The sequence below is a fragment of the Anaerosphaera aminiphila DSM 21120 genome (genome assembly GCF_900129925.1).
Taxonomy (GTDB): Bacteria; Bacillota; Clostridia; order Tissierellales; family Peptoniphilaceae; genus Anaerosphaera; species Anaerosphaera aminiphila.
The window spans coordinates 1-20,942 of record NZ_FQXI01000006.1; the positions used below are offsets into that span (position 1 = coordinate 1).

At 32.0% G+C, this 20,942-nt stretch carries 18 protein-coding genes; 9 read left to right on the forward strand and 9 right to left on the reverse strand.

Annotated elements, in window-relative coordinates:
• Window positions 1-541 (forward strand): EF-Tu C-terminal domain-related protein (locus BUB47_RS04975; RefSeq protein ID WP_073184326.1); only part of this gene is annotated, 541 nt, incomplete at its 5' end.
• A 100-nt stretch (window positions 542-641) separates the two neighbouring features.
• On the opposite strand, the gene BUB47_RS04980 is transcribed toward BUB47_RS04975, so the two are convergent.
• Window positions 642-1,274 carry a DUF1847 domain-containing protein gene (locus BUB47_RS04980; protein ID WP_073184328.1) on the reverse strand — a complete coding sequence of 211 codons (633 nt, stop codon included), beginning with the start codon at window positions 1,272-1,274 and terminating at the stop codon, window positions 642-644.
• A 27-nt stretch (window positions 1,275-1,301) separates the two neighbouring features.
• Window positions 1,302-1,592, reverse strand: a complete 291-nt coding sequence (locus tag BUB47_RS04985; protein WP_073184330.1) for a thioredoxin family protein — start codon at window positions 1,590-1,592, stop codon at window positions 1,302-1,304.
• 119 nt (window positions 1,593-1,711) lie between these two features.
• Between BUB47_RS04985 and BUB47_RS04990 the strand changes: the two genes are divergently transcribed.
• Window positions 1,712-2,164: a hypothetical protein gene (locus BUB47_RS04990; RefSeq protein WP_073184332.1), complete on the forward strand. Its 453-nt coding sequence runs from the start codon at window positions 1,712-1,714 to the stop codon at window positions 2,162-2,164.
• Window positions 2,161-3,063: an AAA family ATPase gene (locus tag BUB47_RS04995; RefSeq protein WP_073184334.1), complete on the forward strand. Its 903-nt coding sequence runs from the start codon at window positions 2,161-2,163 to the stop codon at window positions 3,061-3,063. Before BUB47_RS04990 ends, BUB47_RS04995 begins: the two co-directional genes overlap by 4 nt.
• Window positions 3,064-3,311: 248 nt before the next feature.
• Here BUB47_RS04995 and BUB47_RS05000 read toward each other — a convergent pair whose 3' ends face one another.
• The 7 genes from BUB47_RS05000 to BUB47_RS05030 form a co-directional block, all read right to left on the reverse strand.
• The gene (locus BUB47_RS05000; protein WP_083529077.1) at window positions 3,312-3,968 is read right to left on the reverse strand and encodes a hypothetical protein; all 657 of its coding nucleotides are present in this window, start codon (window positions 3,966-3,968) and stop codon (window positions 3,312-3,314) included.
• A 284-nt stretch (window positions 3,969-4,252) separates the two neighbouring features.
• Entirely contained in the window at window positions 4,253-5,320 is a 1,068-nt protein-coding gene (phaC, locus tag BUB47_RS05005) for a class III poly(R)-hydroxyalkanoic acid synthase subunit PhaC (RefSeq protein ID WP_073184336.1), read from the reverse strand.
• A 69-nt stretch (window positions 5,321-5,389) separates the two neighbouring features.
• On the reverse strand, window positions 5,390-6,748 hold the full coding sequence (locus BUB47_RS05010; RefSeq protein WP_073184338.1) for a poly(R)-hydroxyalkanoic acid synthase subunit PhaE: 1,359 nt from the start codon (window positions 6,746-6,748) through the stop codon (window positions 5,390-5,392).
• 19 nt (window positions 6,749-6,767) lie between these two features.
• On the reverse strand, window positions 6,768-7,178 hold the full coding sequence (locus BUB47_RS05015) for a MaoC family dehydratase (RefSeq protein ID WP_073184340.1): 411 nt from the start codon (window positions 7,176-7,178) through the stop codon (window positions 6,768-6,770).
• A gap of 297 nt (window positions 7,179-7,475) precedes the next feature.
• Entirely contained in the window at window positions 7,476-9,194 is a 1,719-nt protein-coding gene (locus BUB47_RS05020) for a vWA domain-containing protein (RefSeq protein ID WP_083529078.1), read from the reverse strand.
• Complete coding sequence (locus BUB47_RS05025; protein WP_073184342.1) at window positions 9,191-10,105, reverse strand: AAA family ATPase; 915 nt, start codon at window positions 10,103-10,105, stop codon at window positions 9,191-9,193. Before BUB47_RS05025 ends, BUB47_RS05020 begins: the two co-directional genes overlap by 4 nt.
• Window positions 10,106-10,108: 3 nt before the next feature.
• Window positions 10,109-10,873 (reverse strand): sulfite exporter TauE/SafE family protein, encoded by a 765-nt coding sequence (locus BUB47_RS05030; RefSeq protein ID WP_073184344.1) that lies wholly within the window; start codon window positions 10,871-10,873, stop codon window positions 10,109-10,111.
• Between the two features lie 215 nt (window positions 10,874-11,088).
• On the opposite strand from BUB47_RS05030, the gene BUB47_RS05035 reads away from it, so the two are divergent.
• The 6 genes from BUB47_RS05035 to BUB47_RS05060 all read left to right on the forward strand — a co-directional run bounded on the left by BUB47_RS05035 (window position 11,089) and on the right by BUB47_RS05060 (window position 20,898).
• On the forward strand, window positions 11,089-11,280 hold the full coding sequence (locus BUB47_RS05035) for a hypothetical protein (protein WP_073184345.1): 192 nt from the start codon (window positions 11,089-11,091) through the stop codon (window positions 11,278-11,280).
• 263 nt (window positions 11,281-11,543) lie between these two features.
• Window positions 11,544-12,893 (forward strand): amidophosphoribosyltransferase, encoded by a 1,350-nt coding sequence (gene purF / locus BUB47_RS05040; RefSeq protein WP_073184347.1) that lies wholly within the window; start codon window positions 11,544-11,546, stop codon window positions 12,891-12,893.
• 13 nt (window positions 12,894-12,906) lie between these two features.
• On the forward strand, window positions 12,907-13,935 hold the full coding sequence (gene purM, locus BUB47_RS05045; RefSeq protein WP_073184349.1) for a phosphoribosylformylglycinamidine cyclo-ligase: 1,029 nt from the start codon (window positions 12,907-12,909) through the stop codon (window positions 13,933-13,935).
• Window positions 13,932-14,483, forward strand: a complete 552-nt coding sequence (purN, locus tag BUB47_RS05050; RefSeq protein WP_073184351.1) for a phosphoribosylglycinamide formyltransferase — start codon at window positions 13,932-13,934, stop codon at window positions 14,481-14,483. Before purM ends, purN begins: the two co-directional genes overlap by 4 nt.
• Complete coding sequence (gene purH / locus BUB47_RS05055) at window positions 14,480-15,985, forward strand: bifunctional phosphoribosylaminoimidazolecarboxamide formyltransferase/IMP cyclohydrolase (RefSeq protein WP_073184353.1); 1,506 nt, start codon at window positions 14,480-14,482, stop codon at window positions 15,983-15,985. The genes purN and purH overlap by 4 nt, the downstream gene beginning before the upstream one ends.
• Window positions 15,986-15,993: 8 nt before the next feature.
• Entirely contained in the window at window positions 15,994-20,898 is a 4,905-nt protein-coding gene (locus BUB47_RS05060; RefSeq protein ID WP_073184355.1) for a phosphoribosylformylglycinamidine synthase, read from the forward strand.
• The last annotated feature ends 44 nt before the right edge of the window (window positions 20,899-20,942 follow it).

Below are 20,942 nucleotides of genomic sequence, written 5' to 3' on the forward strand. Positions count from 1 at the left end.
AGACGTATTTTCAATAACAGGAAGAGGAACAGTAGCAACAGGAAGAGTTGAAAGAGGTCTTGTAAAAATAGGAGACAACGTAGAACTACTAGGACTAACAGAAGAAAAGAGAACAGTAGTAGTAACTGGAGTAGAAATGTTCAAGAAACAACTAGACCAAGCACAAGCAGGAGATAATATCGGAGCACTACTAAGAGGAGTGCAAAGAGAAGAAATCCAAAGAGGTCAAGTACTAGCAGCACCAGGAACAATTCACCCACATCACAAATTTGAAGCAGAAGTATATGTATTGACAAAAGAAGAAGGTGGAAGACATACACCATTCTTTAATGGCTATAGACCACAATTTTATTTAAGAACAACAGACGTAACTGGAGATATTCAATTACCAGAAGGAATAGAAATGGTAATGCCAGGAGACAATGCTACATTTACAGTAACATTAATAGCTCCAATAGCAATGGACGAAGGACTAAGATTTGCTATAAGAGAAGGCGGAAGAACAGTTGCATCAGGAGTAGTTTCAAAACTTCTTGATTAATTTTAAAAATATAAAGGTAGGTACTTTAAAAGTATCTACCTTTTTTTATTGTTTTTAATTTTAATTAATTACTACTTTATAATAATCTTTAAGTTTAAAATCACTTTAAAAGCTTGCTATAAATCCCCTTAGTATAGTGAAGAGGTGCAATTGGATTGTGGCAAGTGACCCTGTCTTTTACTATCATAGTAGTTACTGGAGCTTTAGAGTGCATATAAAATAAAGTGTCATGTCCAACACATAGACCGAAAACTATATTAAAATCAGTTCCTTCACTGTGCAAAAACTCTGCTTGAAGTATGGGATTACACATTGATTCGTGGCCTGACTGAAATATTCTATTTTCATCTGGTATTCCAACTTCAGATTTATCTATAGCACCAACTTTACAACAGGCAACTTTGTATAAAATATTATTGTGTTCTAATATTTTGCAAAAAGTTCTCACTTCGCTTATAAAAGAAATGCAAGTGGCAATTCCCACCAGTTTATAGTCCATTTTTTTAATAAATTCAACAGTTTCTTCAACACGGGTTAACTTCAAATATCCTCCGGATTCAACCTCAGAGGCAACTTTCATTATTTTATTTATATTTTCATCTTCATTGTAGGTGTTTTTAACTTTTTCAATTACATCTTTATCTAAATTTTTAGTTATACAAAAATCAGGATAAGTTGAATTCCTATCACATCCAAGTAATCCACAAGACTCACATCCTAAGTGCTTATTCACTATAACCCCTCCAATTTTAAAAAGTAGTTAATTTAACTGCAATTCATTTTCTAAAATGTGAATTATTTTTGGAAAGTCAAAAAATCCGGATTCACGGAAAATTTCATTTCCATTTTTTAAATAGAGCAGTGTTGGTGCTGTAAAAACTAAATATTTTCCCTTTAGTGCTGGTTCTTCTTCAATTTGAACGATTTTTAAATCTATATCAATATCTTTTAACTCTGTAAATAACTTTTCAATCATTGAATCACATATTGCACAAGAGTTAGTTTTAAAGAACAACAAAGTGTTCTCTGAGATGTTTTCTACTACTTTCATTTAATCGCCTCCATATATGTATATATATCCATAAAAGTAGATTTTAAATAATTTACTTCTATTTACATAATTAGTAGCTTAATTTAAGCAGAATATGGTATTATTGTTCTGGTGATAATATGAAAAATTTTGTACTAAAGTATAAATACATTTTAGTTTTATTGGCATTTGTAGTATTATTTGGCAATAGATTTATAAGGAAGCCCTTTCAAATGGATATATTTGTAACTCAAATGGGCATTAAAAGTGTAACTATGAAGTATGGCGGGTTAGAAACTGTAGGAGAAAAAACTATATCAGATAAGAATGATGTAGAAGAATTTGAAAAAATCTTAGGGGCTGCTAGGATTAGAAGAGTGGACAAACCACTTTTTACAATGCCTGGAAAGCAAAAAGCCTATTCTCTAGTTATAGATGCAAAAGATATAGTCTACACGATTGATTTTTTAAATGACAAAAAATTTCAACTGTCCTACAATCTGGATGGAAAGCCAAATATTGAAACTTACAAAGTATTAAGAGGGCTTGATAGAGAAAAGATGTTTGAAGTTTTTGGAGTTGAAGATGTGTGATTTATTTAAGAGAATTTACTATTCCGCCAAAAAAAGTTGATGAATTAGTATTTACACCATCAAAACCAAAAAATCCCTATTTTATTCCTGAAACTAATATTCCGGCTTATAACAACCACTATCCCTTTATAATTTTTAGAAATAGAATAGTAAAGCCCGTAGAATTTTCTAATATTACTATATTTTGTGGTGATAATGGCTCAGGGAAGAGTACTATACTAAATTTAATAGCAGAAAAGCTTGAAATTAACAGAAGTTCAGCTTTTAATAGAAGTTCTTTTTTTGATGACTACTTAAAACTTTGCAGCTATGATATGAGTTCTAATTTTTCTAGTAATATACTTAGTAATAGCAAGGTTATAACCAGTGATGATGTATTTGATTTTTTATTAAACCTACGCTATGCAAATGAGGGAATAGATGTAAAAAGAGAAGAGTTATTAAGTGAGTATGTAGAGTCAAAAAATAAAGACTTTAAATTTAGTTCACTAGATGACTATGAAGAAATGAAAAAAGTTGTAGATTCTAAAAGACAATCTGCTTCAAAGTATGTAAAAGACAGAACTATGAAAAATATTATAGGTCGTTCTAACGGTGAAAGTGCCTATATGTACTTTACTGAAAATATTAGAGAAAGCGGAATATATATTTTAGACGAGCCTGAAAATAGTCTGTCTGTAAAAAATCAAATTAAGTTGGTAAAATATATTGAGGATTCAGCAAGATTTTACAACTGTCAATTTATAATAGCTACTCATTCTCCCTTTGTATTGTCTTTAAAAGAAGCAAAGGTCTACGATTTAGATAGTACGCCTATGGTAGAGTCAAAGTGGACTGAAATAGAAAATGTTAAGCTCTACTATAAATTTTTTAAGGATAGAGAAGAAGAGTTTAAATAAATTATAGTTATTTATATGATAGATTGTAAAATTAAATGCGACACCTAAAATAAAAACTCATAACAAATTTGTATTTCGTGTAACGTATTAATTAACACAAGAACAAACACGAAAGGAATTTGTTATAAGTCATAAATATTTTATCATAGATGATATAAATAAAAGAGAAGTACTGAATAAAGAAGGATGTTTTGCTAGAAAAACCGCTAATATATTAGGTCTTTTATCATTCTACAATTAGCAAAGAACTATTTTTCAGGAGGAATTGGAATTTCCAAGGTTTCATTGTGAAAATAGTCAGTTCCATCTGGTGCATTGGAAGTATTGATGGCAAAAAGACTGACATAGTTTTTATTATTGGCCGTAAAGGAAATTTTTACTTGACTAAACTCCATAATATATTTTTCGTATTGGGGACGGAATCGATCCATCTCGTAATAATATCCTCCATCCTCTCCCTTGAGAAGATTTCCGGTGATAACTCTTGTTTTCTCTGTATCTTCAGGAGCGGCAGAGTAAACTTCAAGTTGGATCTTGGGAGGGTTTTCTAACGTTAAGAGAGTTTCGTTGTCATAAAATTTAAAATATATATTTTTATCAAAAAGTAGATGAACACAGGGAATATCTCCCTCGACACCGCCATCTACAAGATCCTTAATTTTTTCTGTTTTTTCCTTATCAAAGGTTGAATATTCTTCTTCGGTATAGGTTCGGACAATGGGATTTCGTTCATCCACAGAAATTTGTGCACGTAAGGTGACATTTGTTGTGGAGATATTTCTCTTATATTCCGGCGTGGGCTTAGATGCAAAGTACATCAATAAAAGAAAAGCACCAAAAAGAACTAGAATACATATAAATACTCCTAAAATAATCCTTAAAATAAGTTTGGTAACTGTTTTCAATAAACACTCTCCTTTCTATAATTCGTATTTTATGTTAGCATAAAAAAACTTTTTAAACAATAAAAGCTTTTGAAAAGAAAGATGGAAAAAACAGGTTCCTATTTATGAGATAGATTGTAAAATTAAATGGACACCTAAAATAAAACTCATAACAAATTTGTATGATGCATTTTTATATGAAATAAATAATTTGGGGTAAGTTGTCGCAATAATTATCGCAATTTAACATATATAAAAGAACACCCTACATAAAATGTAAGGTGTTCTTTTATATAAATTTAATATTATTTTCTGTCTTTTAACCACTGTGAAACAAGAGGGGCAACTATTCTCTTAGATTTTGAGCTTACGTACATTCCAATGTGTCCTGTTGGAATTTCATGTGTTTGAACATCTTTCGTTCCAACATATTTTTCAAAATTTTTGCTGGATTCTGGTGATACAATGTGGTCATTTTTAGCATATATGTTTAAAACTGGCATAGTGATATTTTTTAAGTCAACTTTTTTATCGCCAATATACATTTCACCTTTAACCAATTTATTGTCACGATATAAGTCGTTTACGAATTGTCTTAAAGCTTCTCCAACTTGGCTAGGACTGTCAAAAATCCACTTTTCCATTCTCAAGAAGTTGTCAATTGCCTCAGGATTGTCAAAGTCGTCAACTAGTTGAAGGTATTTAGTGATATTTAATGAAATTGGCTTTAAAGTTACGAAGGCATTGTTCATAAAGTCGCCTGGAATTAATCCATAGTATGCATCAACCATTTTATCAATATCAAGATATTTTCCCCAAGCAAAGAGTAGAGCATCATTAGGTTCAAAGTCAATTGGAGCAACCATTGTAATTAAGTTTTTAATTTTATCAGGGTGAAGTGCTGCATACATTGCTGAGAAAGTTCCACCTTGGCATACTCCAAGTAAATTTATTTTTTCAACTTTGTTTTTTTCTCTAATTAAATCTACAATTGTATCAATATATCCCTCTATATAGTCTTCTAAAGTTATATACTTGTCATCAAGTGTAGGATAGCCCCAGTCTATAATGTAGACATCAATGCCATCATTTAGTAAATTTTTTATAAAACTGTTATTTTCTTGCAAGTCCATCATTGTCTCTCTATTAACTAGAGCGTAGACGATTAAAACAGGTGTTTTAAGAGTACTTTTAACAGTTGGTTTGTATCTATATACTTTGAGTTTATCTTCTTCATATACAGTTTCTTTTTCTGATACACCAGGATCAGCAGCATCAGCATTCATCATTGTTTCAAAACCATCTATCATCTTTTTTTGAAATTCCATAGATTCTTCAAAACTTTTTTTAATATCAAAAGATGTATTCTTCAAATTTAGCCTCCTATTCTACTTGAATAGTAAATTATTCAAGTAACCACATATCAACTTAAAATAAGTTAATTACTTTGTTTCTTTTGTTTCCTTTTTCTCTTTTTTATCTGGAGTTTTTTCTGAAGTGGAGTTTTGTGCTTTTAACTCTTCGATTTCTTTTTTTAGAGCTTTAACTTCTTTCTTTAAGTTGTAAATATTTTTGCTAATCCCATCTAAGTTATTTTTAGTAACAAGGGGAGTATCAGATAGAAAGTCTTCTATTAGCTTATTTGATTCAAGTCTGAAGTCCATTGCTGTGATTTCAAGTTGAGCAAGCATTTTAGAAAATTCTGGACTGCCAAAGTAATCTATCATATACTTATCCATCTTTTCAGACCAGAAATTGAAGAATTCCTCAAAAGATTTAGATTCTAAACTCTCTTTTGTAATTTCAGCGTAGTCTTTTATTATATTCCTAAAGGCATTGTTTTGAACTGTGCTAAGTCTGGTTGTAAACTCTGACCCAATTATTAACAAGTCTATAAATCTATCAAAAGACTTATTTTGTTGTTCTATAGTATTTCTATTTACACCTAGTGCAGGTGAATTTAAAATTTTTCCAAATGTATCATCATATTGTTTTTTCCAAAGTTTAAAGAAATCTGCAACTTTTTCAGTGTCGTTTTCTAAAGTTCCCTCTACTAGTAAATCTCTTAAATTAGATAGTTCATCTTTCCAAGGACTGTAGAAACGAGTAAGTGTGTCAAAATATTTTTCGATTAACTCTTTTGGCTGTTCAAAGTACATCTTTAGTTCATTGGGAACGCAAGAAAGTGCCATATTGTATGTTAAATCCATATTTTTATTTACAAAATCTTGAAACTTTTCATAGTTTTCTTCTGTAACTTCTGAAAATTCATCATTTAGTTTATTCCAGAAATCATACATATATAGATAAAATTTATTGGCATTAAACATTTTATCTATAATTTCATTCATCTTTGGATCAAAAATCTTGCTGAAATCATATTGTGAATAAAAATCTTTATACTTGTCAAAGGCCTCATTTATACTTTGAAAGTTAAATGGCATATTTTGAAAATCAAATGGTGCAAATGTACTTCCACCAAAGCCCTTTGTATAAAATTCACTGGCTTTTTGTAAGTTTTCAAAATATTGTTTTTGCATGTCTAAAAATGTCTTAAATGACTCAGAATTAAATCCTGGGATTTCCATCATCTTTTGGTACATTGTAAAAGGATTGAAATCTGTATTTAAATTCTGCATAAACTTTTGTTGCATATCGAAAAATTTTTTTACTTGTTCAGAGTATGTGTCAGAAGAAGAGGTGTCAGATTTTTTGTCACCAAACCACATTGGGGTATACATTTTTTGAAAATTGTCAAACATGTTTTTTTGTGCATCGAAAAATTCTTTACTATAATCCATATTAAACTCCTTTTTGTTTCTATTCAGGTTTCTTTACAACGGCCTGTCCAGTTATTACAACATTATCAGTGCTGTTAGTACATACTGTAGTATTTAAAATGATAATGTTTTTTGCGTCTTTCTTTTCAACAACCTCTACTGAAGCTATACAATTGTCGTTAAAGTACACAGGTTTTAAAAATTTCAATTCTTGAGACATATAGATTGTGCCTGTACCTGGAAGTTTATTTGCAAGAACTGCCGAAATCAGAGATGAAACTAATAGACCGTGAACAATATTTTCTTTAAAAATACTATTTTTAGCATATTCAGAATCAAGGTGAATTGGATTTGTGTCTAAAGAAAGTTTTGAGAATTCAATTACATCCTCTTTAGTAAATGTTTTTTCAATGGTTGCCTTGTCTCCTATTTTAATATCTGAGTAATTAATACTACCACCTCCTTAATTCTTTGTATATTTATATATCTAAAGAGATTGACTCTAGTAGAATGGGTAATTTTTAATATGTAATAATATATGTATGTCTTGTTTATAAATATATACCCAAGTACTGTATTCTTTATCATATTTACATGGAATAAACCTTAGATAAATTGAAGGTATAGTATAACATATTGGGAAATGTGTCAACACAAATATTAGGTTTGATAAATACAAAAACATAGCTTAATAACATGGTAAAGAGATAAAAAATAAGAGAGGACATTTAAATTTAAATGCCTTCTCTTAAGTTATTTTTTCTGCAACTGACTTTAAAAAGATTCCAACTATTTGGGGAAATCTCTTAATGTCGGTTATATATGCAAAGTCATTTCCATATATTTTCTTTTCTGTGTCCAGATCTATTTCATGCCCTGTAAATACACCTAAGACATTAATTTCTTTTAGTTTTGCAATTAAAACCTTGTTGTAGGTGTCAAGTTGTGCAACTTCATCTACATAGTTTTTAATGCCCAAATCTTTTACGCCTACAAGGCCCAAATCCGTTTCGTCATTGGGTTTACCATCAGATAGAACAATTAATATTTTTCTGGTTTGTGAATTTTTTTCAATTAATTGTGTCATAAGTTTTATTGCAAGTCCATCTCTATTGCTTCCGGAGGCTGAGTACTTAAATATGTCTTTATTTTTTGCTCTGTTGTCATTGTAATCTCTGTACTTGTGAATAACTAAATAGTTAAAAAAGTTATTGTATCCGAAAACCCGCGTCTTTATATTTAACTGGGTTAGAGCTTCGGCGATTATAAAACCCTGAATGGCTATTTCAGACTCTCTTTCATTTTGAGAAGCAGAGGAGTCAAGTAGAATATCAATGCTAATGTCTCCGTATATATCTGTAAATTTCTTTTCAAATATTTTATTGTCTGAAGTATATAGACTCTTCCACACAGAGCCGGCTACAAGTTCACCTGTAGTACTTTTAATTTCATAGGACTCTGTATTTTTTAGAAGAGAGTTTTTTATAGTTTCAGATAAATTTTTAATTCCCCTTCTATAGTGGAGTTCATCTTCTAAAAACAGCTTTGTAGTTTCTTCATAGGACTTGTCTATCTTTGCTTTAAAGTAGGAGTTTTCATCTTCAAAGATTCCCTTAGTAAAGTGAAATTTTACTCCCTCGTGAATTTCAGTGGAGAGCTCTCTTTCTAAATTTTGCGTAACCTGAGCACTTAAATAACTGTTTCCATAGTGCTTTACTACAGACTTATACAAATCTATATTCATAAAGCTCTGTGCACTTGAATCATCAGTTAAAATATTTAGGCCGTTGTAGTCAGATGAAGTGAATTCTGCCGATTCTATAGTGTATTTTTCAAGGTTGCTCACGTCCATTTTGTTACTTGTGATATTTGGATTGTAATTACTTGTACTCATCTGTTCTTTAATTACTTTATTTAACTCTATTGTCTGCTGTACTTTTTTATTTGTGGGTAGGGTTTTATAAATGTGGAAGTACTTTTTGTATAAGTGTTTTAGAAATATTACATATTCATAGGTGTCCAGAGAATTAAAAGATAGTATTTCGTCAAGTAGTTCTTTGGCAATTGAATTTAATTTTGGAACTATATTTTGTCTGGATTCATAAAAGCCCTTTAAGATTTCATCAGATAAATCCTTAGAGAAAAGTGTCTCATATCTAAATAACATCTTTTTCTCATAGTCTTTTCTAAAGTCAATTACTCCGGGACGCTCTTTTACAATTTCAGACCTTACAGTATTTTCCAAAGTTAACTTTGCAATAGTCAATAGGTCTTTGGAGTTTGAATGAGTCTTAATATGAGAATTTACAAAGTCTAAAATATATTCTACATCAAAGTACCTGTAGTAGGCACCAAGTAAAATGGCACCATATTCACTTTCTATTAGTTCGTCAAATAAGTCGAAATTTATCTTGAAGGAGTAGTCTTCGGCTACAGTCCAAGTTAAATTTTCAAGTCGAGTCATCATTTAAAGAGCTCCTTGGATGTTAAGTTTCTTTCAAATAGAGTTCTCAAAGTGTCATCTACAATTTCAGTTTCATATAGGTCAAAGCTCTTGTGGCTCATTCCCATTTCAATGGACTCAGATATAGTTAAACCATATTCCATTAGAGAGATAGAGCTAATTAAACCACGCAGGTCAATTGACTTAGAAGAAATTTCAGAGTTGAGAGATTTTTTTTGAAGGTCTAGGAAAAACTTTGCAAATCTTTCTGTGTACTCGTCTTTCAAATTTGTTTTTTCTTTTAATATGCTAATTAAGTCTTCATGAGTTATAGTTGGCATGTCAATAACTAAAAATCTGGAAACGAGAGCTTCGTTTAAATCCCTTGTACCAATGTAGCCATAGTTCATAGTACCTATAAATCTAGTTGCCTCGTGAAGGTTTAATCTGTCATATCCAGGGACATCAATAATTCTTCTGTAGTCAAGTGCAGAGTGAACTACACTTAGAGCTTCGTTTTTTGCCATATTTATTTCGTCAAAAATTCCAAATCCTCCATACTCAGAAGCTTCGTATACAGGGCCTTTTTTTAAGATAACTTCGTTATTTTTAAAAGTATCAGAGCCGATTAGTGCTCCAACGTCTGTATTTATATTTAGAGAAATAGTCCAAAGTGGTCTATGAAACAGCAGAGCTAAATTTTCAGCCAAGACGTTTTTACCAGTGGCCTTTGGTCCTGAGAGTAGTATGTGGTTGCCGGAGAGTATTCCCGCAATTGACTTTTCCCAAACTGACTTTCCATAGTACTTAAATTTTGGATTTGGTATTCTATACTGTAGGTTACTATCTAATTTATAAAATTTTGTAAATTTATCTACTTCATTTAATAAATTTTCAGAAACCCCCTGTGTCTTTAAAAAATTAATTAATTCCATTTATTAAAATCCTCCGATTATTTTTATAGTTAGTAAAATTAAAACAAAAATTATTACAGGTCTCATGATTTTTTGAGAGTCTTTCATTGCAAGACTGGAGCCTACATAATTGCCTGCCATGTTAAATAGGGCACCTATAATTCCAAGTGGAATAATAATCTTGCCACTTAATAAAAATACAATTAGTGATGAAAAATTAGTTGCTAAATTTATTAGCTTTGAATTTCCGTTTGCATATACTACATTCATCTTTGCAAATACAGTAAAGGCTAAAATTAAAAAAGTTCCCGTACCGGGGCCGTAAAACCCATCATAACATCCTATGACAAATGAACTGAGGGAGGTTATAATATAAGTTTTTTTATTATAAACTATTTCCTGATCTAAATTTAAATTAAAGAGTTTTTTATTTAGTACTAAAAAACCTGCAATTGGAAGGACTATAATCATGAGATAGCTAAGTTGTTTTTCTGTAAATAACATTGTCAGCTTTGAACCTATTGCAGATCCAATAAAGGCAGTGATAATTGCAGGTATCATAAATTTCAAGTTTACAAATCCATGTCCAATAAATCTAATTGTGGAAATAAAAGTTCCGCAAGTTGACTGTAGTTTATTAGTTCCTATTGCAGTGTGAATTGGAAGACCTGCAAACAAAAAAGCCGGAAGGGAAATAAGGCCTCCTCCGCCTCCTATAGAGTCTACGAAGCCTGCAAAAAACAATAGCGGACATAAGATTATAAGTGTTTTAAATGTTAAATATTCCATAGGTCACCTCTAATTGATACAATACCATAAAAGATAGTTTCAAAGAAGTATTTTTGTGTATTAAAATAGTGAAAATTTTTCACATATAAAATAATTGGGATTAGGCACAAGACTGATGAATTTCAACGAAATTTCTATATTTTTTATTAAAATATCTTTAAAAATTTGCCTTGTATGGTATAATAAATTTGAAATAATATTTTCTGGAGGTTGTAATGTCTATTCTATCTCACAAGTTAATCAGTAAATTTAATAAAATTATAATAAATAACTGTCCTAATCTAAGTGTGAGAAAAATAGATTACGACTTGAGTTTAATTAATAAGTTAAGAGGAAAATTAAGTTTAATTGTGGGAATAGTATTTGAGGGTAGAAGTGTAACTAATTTTATGAGCAGTTTTATTTAAGGGAGTCTTTTTTAGATTCTCTATTTTTATTGGGGGCAAGCTAGAAAATGTTAAAGGATAAAAAACTTTTAAATGGTTTTCCATGAGGCAAAGCTAAAGTTAGTTGATTTTAAAATAAGTTTGGAAGATAGACACTAGAGAATTATCCTTAGTTTAGATTTATTGTGCAGTTTAGTCGCAATTTAGATATGGCACATTTAAAATAAGTCATAAGATTTAGTAAATAGGGTAGAGAAGTTCTTAGTTTAGAATGAGGGGTTAAGATGTGCGGAATTATTGGAATTTATTCAGATTCACCAGTAAATAAAAAATTGTTTTATGGACTCAATTCACTTCAACACAGAGGTCAGGAATCTTGTGGTATAACTGTTTCAAATTCAGAGACCTTACTAAGAGAAAGAGGAATGGGACTTGTAATTGATGTGTTTGATGAAAATAAGTTAAACAGGTTAGAGGGAAATTTGGGAATAGGACATACCAGGTACTCAACTGAGGGCGGAAATTACGAATACAACACTCAACCGCTGTTGTCTTTTACTAAGGGAACAGAAATATCTATATCTCATAATGGAAATTTAATTAACTATCAAATATTAAAGACCAGATTAGAAGAAGATGGAATGATGTTTCAAACAACTTCTGATACTGAAGTAATTTTGTTTTTAATTGCAAGATACTATAAAGATGACATTGTAGACGCTATAAAGAAGACTATGGACGTAATAGAGGGAGCATACAGCGTAGTTTTACTTTTAAAGGACAAGTTGGTTGCTTTTAGAGATAATAGAGGGATAAGACCCCTTGTAATTGGAGAGACTGAAAGTGGAGATACTGTAATTGCATCTGAAAATGCCCCTATTGAAATAATGGGAGGACGTGCAGGCAGAAATATTCTTCCGGGAGAAATAGTTGTAGTAGATGAAAACGGAATTAATTCCTATTTTCACGGTGGAGCTAAAAAACCTAAGCACTGTATATTTGAATATGTATACTTTGCAAGAGACGACGCCACTTTAGATAAGGTGAACTCCTACAACTTTAGAAGAAGATGTGGTGAGATAATTTCAAGAGAAGCTCCCTGTGATGTAGACTTGGTAGTTCCCGTGCCTGACAGTGGAATTCCATCAGCTATAGGGTATTCTCAAGAGACAAAAATTCCCTTTGCAGAGGGACTTGTAAAAAACAGATATATGGGTAGAACTTTTATAAAGCCAACTCAAGAAGAAAGAGAAATGGCCGTTAAGTTAAAGTTAAATCCGCTGCGCCATGTAATTGAGGGAAAGAAAATAGTACTAATAGATGATTCAATAGTTAGAGGTACTACATCTGCCAATCTCATAAGGAGAATGAGAGATGCGGGAGCCAAGGAAGTACACCTTAGAATAACTTCACCTCCTGTAGAATATCCTTGTTACTATGGAATAAACACCCCAAGCAGAATGAATTTAATTGCAGCAAACAATACAGTTGAAGAAATAAGAGAGAGAATAGACGCTGATTCACTTGCCTTTATTTCCATGGAGGGATTACAAAGTGCAACTTTAATTCGCGATGATAGATTTTGTAAAGCTTGTTTCAATGGGGAATATCCTGTTGACCCAGTAGTTATATAAGGAGAGAATTTAAATGATTGATTACAAAGATTCTGGAGTAGATATTGATTCGGGAAATAGGGCTGTAGAGCTAATGAAAGCTCACGTTAAGAAAACTTACACAAGTGGAGTATTTGGAGATATAGGTCTTTTTTCAGGTGGATTTAGCCTTAGAGAGTTTAAAGATATGGAAGATCCAATACTTCTTGCTTCAACAGACGGAGTGGGAACTAAACTCTTAATAGCTCAAAAAATGGACTCACACACTACGATAGGAATTGACTTAGTGGCAATGTGTGTAAATGATTTAATTTGTCAAGGTGCTAAGCCATTATTTTTTCTAGACTATATTGGAGCAGATAAAATAGTTCCTGAGAGAATTGAGAAAATTGTAGAGGGAGTTTCCAACGGATGTATTGAGTCAGGCTGCGCCCTTATTGGTGGAGAGACAGCAGAACTTCCTGGGATGTATGCAAAAGACGAATACGACCTTGCCGGATTTAGCGTTGGAATAGTAGATAGAAAAAATATAATTGACGGACAAAAGATAAAAGAGGGCAACACTATAATAGCTCTACAGTCTTCCGGACTACATTCAAATGGATATTCTCTTGCAAGAAAGTTATTTTTAGAAGAACTTGCAATGGATTTAAATGAAACTTTTCCAAATTCAGACAAAAGTGTTGGAGAAGTGCTGTTAACTCCTACAAAATTATATGTAAAGACCATAATGTATTTAGTTGAAAGACACAATATACTTGGAATTGCAAATATTACAGGTGGCGGACTTGTAGAAAATGTGCCAAGAATACTTCCAGAGGGACTTACAGCAGAGATGAGAGAAAGCTCTTGGGAAAAACCAATTGTATTTGATGAAATAATAAAATCCAACTTAGTAAAAAGAGATGAGCTATTTAGAGCTTTCAATATGGGAGTTGGAATGGTTTTAATAGTTGAAAATGAAAAAGCTGAGGAAATATTAAAAGACATAAATGAAAATACTGATGACAGAGCATTTATAATAGGTGAAATAGTAAAAGGCGAGGACGTTAAGATACTATGAAAATAGCTGTGTTAATATCCGGAACAGGTTCTAATTTAAAAGCCCTTATTGACGCACAAAAAAATAGAGAATTTAAAAGTGAAATAGTTTTAGTTCTTTCCAATAAAGATGCAAAGGGTTTGGAGTATGCAAGAGAAGCTGGAATTTCATGGGCAATAATAAAAACTGACGAAGAAATGCTTCAAGAATTAGAAAGTCACAGTGTGGATTTTATAGTCTTGGCGGGATATTTAAAAAAGATCAGTTCTAAAATATTAGATAAATATGAAAATAGAATTATAAATATTCACCCATCTCTGCTTCCTAAATATGGCGGAAGAGGATTTTATGGGCTTAGTGTTCACGAAGCTGTTTTTAAAAACAAAGATAGAGAAAGTGGTGTAACAGTCCACTATGTTAATGAAAAAGTTGATGGAGGAGAAATTATTCTTCAAGAAAAAATTGATATATCAAAGTGTAATAGCCCTGTAGAAATAAGAGATGAAGTTTTAAAAATAGAACACAGTATTTTAAAAAAGGCAATTGCAAAGATAGAGGAGGAGATATGAGAGCATTAATTTCTGTAACTGATAAGAAGAATGTTGATTATTTAGCTAAATCTCTAAGTGATTTGGGATATGAAATAGTATCTACTGGAGGTACGCTAAAGAAAATTTTAGACTCCGGAATCAAGGCAATAGATATAGAAGAAGTCACCGGTTTTCCAGAAATTTTAGATGGAAGAGTAAAGACGCTTTCTCCAAAAGTTCATGGAGCAATACTCTACAAGCGTGACGATGAAGAACATAAAAAGACAATTCTAGAACAAGATATTGAACCTATAGACATAGTAGTAGTAAATTTATATGACTTTCAAGGTGCATTAAAGACGAGAGACCATGACAATATAATAGAAAATATAGATATTGGCGGACCGACTCTAATAAGGTCAACTGCAAAAAACTATAAAGACGTCTTAATTGTAACTGACCCTTCAGACTATGAAGAAGTAGTTGAAAGGTTAAAAAATAAGACAGATGACTTAGAATTTAGAGAAAAACTTGCAGCAAAGGCATTTTCTCTCACAGCTTATTATGACTCAATGATTTCAAGGTACTTTTTAAATAGAACTTCACTTGATTCAAAGTACTACTCACTTGGATTTGAAAAGATATCTGACTTAAGATATGGAGAAAATCCATCACAAAGTGCAAAAGTCTATGAAGACAACTTTGTGGAGAGCTATCTTTCAAATTTAGAAATTCTACATGGAAAAGAAATGAGTTTTAACAACTATAATGATTTAAACGTTGCCGTTGAACTTGCAGCGGAACTTGGGAAAAATTCCGTAGTTGGACTAAAGCACGCAACTCCTTGTGCAGCATCAAAAGCAGAAAGTATTTATGAAGCTTATATAAAAACTTACAACGCAGATCCGGTTTCTATTTTTGGTGGAATAATTGCAGCCAATGGAATAGTTGACAGAGATACGGCAGTGGAAATGTCAAAAATATTTTTGGAGATAATTGTAGCTGAGGACTTTACAGAAGAGGCACTTGAGGTGTTAACTGAAAAGAAAAATATTAGACTTGTAAAAGTTGACTTTTCTCTTAGCTCTGTAAATATAGATGTTAAATATTTAAATGGAAAAGTTTTAATCCAAGATAAAGACCAAGCTGTAGATGGATTTGAAGTAGTTACAGATAAAAAACCTACAGACAGTGAAATAGAAGACTTAAAATTTGCAATGACAGTTGTAAAACACGCTAAATCAAACGCCATAGTAATAGCTAAAGACCTAGTAACTTTGGGAATAGGTGGAGGACAGACTTCAAGAATTTGGGCACTTGAAAGTATAGGGAATAATCATCCTGACAAGAGCTTTAAAAATTCAGTACTTGCCTCAGATGCCTTCTTTCCATTTGACGATTGTGTAACCCTTGCCGGTGAGATGGGAGTAAAATCCATTATTCAACCTGGTGGTTCAAAAAAAGATATAGATTCAATAAAAAAATGTAATGAGTTAAACATTTCAATGGTCTTTACTGGCCAAAGACACTTTAAACACTAGGAGGAACGATGAAAATATTAATTATTGGAAGTGGCGGAAGAGAATATGCTATTGCATATAATATTTTAAAATCAGTTAGCAATAGAGAGATTTATTTTGCTCCGGGAAATGGTGGAACAGAAGAACTTGGCAAAAATGTAAACATAGCTGCAGATGACGTAGACGCACTTTTAAACTTTGCAATTAGTGAAAAAATAGACTATACAATAGTTGGTCCTGAAGTGCCACTATGTATGGGAATTGCAGATAAATTTGAAAGTAAGGGTCTAAAAATATTTGGACCTAAACTTGAAGGTGCAATGTTTGAAAAGAGTAAGGCATTTACAAAGGACTTTTTAAAAAAATACAATATTAAAACAGCAGATTATTTAGAAAGTGAAAATTATGACGAGGCTTTTAACTTTGCCAAAGACCTGTTTGAAAAAAGTGGAAGAGTTGTAATAAAAGCAGATGGACTTGCTGCAGGCAAGGGAGTTTTAATTGCTGAAAGTGAAGAGGAAATAGTAGAGTTTTTAAAAGATGTAATTGAAGTTGGAAAGTATGGAGATAAAAAAGTTGTAGTTGAAGAGTTTTTAGACGGTTTTGAAATGTCTTTAATCTGTCTATGTGATACGGAAACTATTTTGCCTCTTCCCACTTCAAGAGATCACAAGAAAATAGGTTCAGGTGAAGTTGGACTAAATACCGGCGGAATGGGAACTTATGCACCTAATGCTGAAGCTGATGCCTTTTTAGATGACATAAAAGCTGAAATTTTAAATCCAATACTTGAGGGTTTTAAAAGTGAAAAAATAGACTATAGAGGAGCACTTTTTATTGGACTTATGATTACAGATGAGGGAATTAATGTACTTGAGTTCAATGCAAGATTTGGAGATCCGGAAACTCAATCTATTTTAGAATTAATAGACAACGATATTTTAGAGTTACTTACAAAAACTTCTGAGAGAAGATTAAAGGAAGTAAAGCTAAAAACTAATAATAAAAAAGCTCTATGTCTAGTTCTATCTGCAGGTGGATATCCTGAGAACTATGAAAAGGGAAGTGAAATAACAATTGCTAATGACTTAAAGGCAAAAGTATTTCACGCAGGAACCAAGTTAGAAAATGGAAAGTTAGTTACAAACGGCGGGAGAGTTTTAAATATTGTATACAGTTCAGAAAATTTTGACAATACAATAGAAACTGTATATAAGGACGTTAAAAAAGTTAACTTTAAAGATATGTACTACAGAACAGATATTGGACCTGGTGTAAAGAGAGTTTTTGTTAGAAAAAAAGACGAATTCGCCTATGAATCCAGAGAATTAGTAGAAGAAATTAAAAATGCACTTGGAATAAATTTAAAAAATATAAATATTTACAATAGATATGACATTGAAATAAAAGATTCAACACTTGAAGAAATTTTATATACAATACTGTCTGAAAAGCCAATAGACGACATATACTATGGAGAGTCAGCGTTAAAGTTGCAGTCAAAAATAAAAGATTCAATAGTTGTATCTTATTTGCCGGGACAATTTGACCAAAGAGAACAGGGACTACTAGATACAATTGCCCTAGTAAGTGATGAAGAAGTTAAGGCAAGTTCCAGCAGAGTTTATGAAATAGAAGGTGCAACGAGAGAAGAAATTGAAAAGATTGAAAGCTTTTTAGTAAATCCTGTGGACTCTCATAGAATTAACTTACTTGGAATTCCAACTACTTTAAAATCTCATGCAAAGGCAAATAGAAAAAACAGAACTTACACCGGATTTATTAAATTAGATAAAAATGGATTAAATAAATTTATAGAAGACCATGGTTTGGCAATGAGCTATGAAGATATTGAAATAGTTAGAGATTATTTTAAATCTGAAAATAGAGACCCAAATGAAACTGAAATTTCAATAATTGACACTTACTGGTCAGATCACTGTAGACACACTACTTTTAATACTGAATTAAATATTGAATTTAATGAAAAAACTGAATTGGACAAGATGATAAAAGAGAGTTTTGACAGATATTTAGCTATTAGAGAAGAGTTGAATATTACAAAACCTATAAGTCTTATGAGTTTTGGAACTATACTTTCAAAGTATTTTAGAGAAAAGGGCGAGTTAGAAGACTTAGAAATTTCTTCTGAAATAAATGCCTGTTCAGTAAAAGTAAAAGTTAGAGTGTTTAATGGAGATAAGGAAGAACTTAGAGACTACCTACTGATGTTTAAAAATGAAACACACAATCACCCTACAGAAATAGAACCCTTTGGAGGAGCAAGCACCTGTCTTGGAGGAGCAATAAGAGACCCACTAAGTGGTAGATCTTTCGTATACCAAGCTATGAGAATAACAGGAGCAGCTGACCCAAGAACACCTATTTCAGAAACACTTGCAGGCAAACTTCCTCAAAAGAAAATAACAACTGAAGCAGCAGCGGGATATTCTTCTTATGGAAATCAAATAGGACTTCCAACGGGATACCTTGATGAAATATATCACGAGGGATATGTGGCTAAGAGAATGGAAGCCGGAGCAGTTATGGCTGCAGCTCCTATTGAAAACGTAAAGAGACTGGACCCTGTAAACGGAGATTTAGTTTTACTACTAGGGGGAAGGACAGGACGAGATGGAATTGGAGGAGCAACAGGCTCTTCAAAGGCTCACAAAAAATCTTCAATTGAAACTGAATCGGCGCAAGTTCAAAAGGGAAATGCCACAGAAGAGAGAAAAATTCAAAGGTTGTTTAGACGAGAAGAAGCTGCAAAACTTATAAAAAAATGTAATGACTTTGGAGCGGGAGGAGTAAGTGTTGCAATAGGAGAACTTTCTGATGGAGTGGAAATTTATTTAGACAGAGTTCCACTAAAATATGAAGGACTTTCTCCAAGAGAAATTGCAATATCTGAATCTCAAGAGAGAATGGCACTCGTAATAGACCCTAAGGACTTAGATGAGTTTAATAAGTACTGTGATGAAGAAAATCTTAAAGCTACAGTAGTTGCAAAAATTACTGACAAAAATAGAATGCTTATGAAATTTGATGACACAGTAATTTGTGATATGAGTTATGACTTTATAAATACTAATGGAGCTAGAAGGACTCAAGATGTAGTAGTTACAAGTGAAGACGTTCCAAGTATTTTAAAAGATGAAAACTTAGATCCAAAGAGTTTAAAAGAACACTTAAGTGATTTAAACACTACTTCAAAGAAGAACTTAATAGAACTATTTGACCCATCTGTGGGAAGAAACACTGTTTTAAATCCACTTGGAGGAAAAGAGAGATTAAATCCAATACAGACAATGGTTGCGAAAATTCCTTCATTTGAAAAAGACGTTAGAACAGTTTCACTTATGAGCTACGGATTTGACCCATATATTTCAGAAAAGTCTCAATATTTGGGAGGATACTATGCAGTAATAGAATCTATTGTAAAAATTGCAGCAACAGGAGCTCCTATAGATAAAATCAGACTTTCATTCCAAGAGTTTTATGAAAGACTAAGAGATGAAAAAATATGGTCTAAACCACTTAAATCTCTACTTGGAGCCCTAGAAGCATCAGAGTTTTTTAATGCACCTCCAGTTGGCGGAAAAGATTCAATGAGTGGAAGCTTTGAAGAATTAAACGTACCACCAACTTTAATTTCCTTTGCAGTTACAACATCTGACATAGAAAGTATAATTTCACCGGACTTTAAGGGCAAAGGAAAAATAGGTTTAATAAAAACTCCAATGAATAAACTTGGAATGTTGGACTTAAACAAATTAAAGGAAAACTTAAATAAATTAAAAGTAGAAATAGATTCAAAAAATATTATTTCTGCAACTGCAATAACAGCTAGGGGAACACTTCCTCAAATATATGAAGCTGCAATTGGAAATACAGGATTTAATATAAAATTAGATGACCTTTACAGCCCTCTATATGGAAGTTTTATAGTTGAATATTTAGAGCCTAGAGATTTTATAGAAGAAGCCGGAAAATTCAGTGACGAAATAGTAGTAAATGGAGTTAAACTTGATGAGTCAGAGCTTAGAACAGCTTATTTACACACACTTGACGGTATATTTAAACCTGTAGAAGAAATAAAACTAGTTGATAGAGAAAATAATAAGGTCAGTCCAAGAAGAACTAAATCTAAAAAGACAGTTGAAAAACCGCTAGTTGTAATACCGGCATTCCCTGGAACAAACTGTGAATGGGATACAAAAGATGCCTTTGAAAACTACGGTGCAATAGGAGAAATATTCCTATTTAAGAATAGAGACAATGAAGACATTAAAAATTCAAAGAAGGAATTTGCAGATTTAATTAGAAAATCTCAAATACTGGTACTACCTGGAGGATTTTCACTGGGAGATGAACCTGATGGCTCAGGAAAGTTTATAGCTAATGTGTTAAGAGCTAAAGAAGTTTCTGAGGCAATAGACTATATGTTAGAGGAAAATGACGGTTTAATACTGGGCATATGTAATGGATTCCAAGCTCTAATAAAGACAGGACTACTTCCAAGCGGAAAAGTAAAAGAAGTTTCTGCTGAAGATCCAACTCTTACATTTAATACTTGTAGAAGACACATTGCAAAATTTGTAGACACTAAGTTAAAGACAAATAACTCACCTTGGTTAAGCGGATTGGAAGTTGGAAAGACTTATACAATGCCTATATCTCATGGTGAGGGAAGAGTTGTAGCAAGTGAAGAAGCATATGAAGAACTCCTTGAAAATGATCAAATAGTTTCCGTATATGAAGTTTCTCCTAATGGCTCAGACTATAACATTGAGTCAATAATGTCCAAAGATGGAAAGATTTTAGGAAAAATGGGACATGCAGAGAGAATTGGCGAAAACTTGTTTAAAAATATCTACGATGTAGAACTTCAAAATATATTTAAATCAGGAGTAGATTATTTTAAAAAATAAAGGCAATTGAACAAAGAGGTAAAATCTAATTAGATTTTACCTCT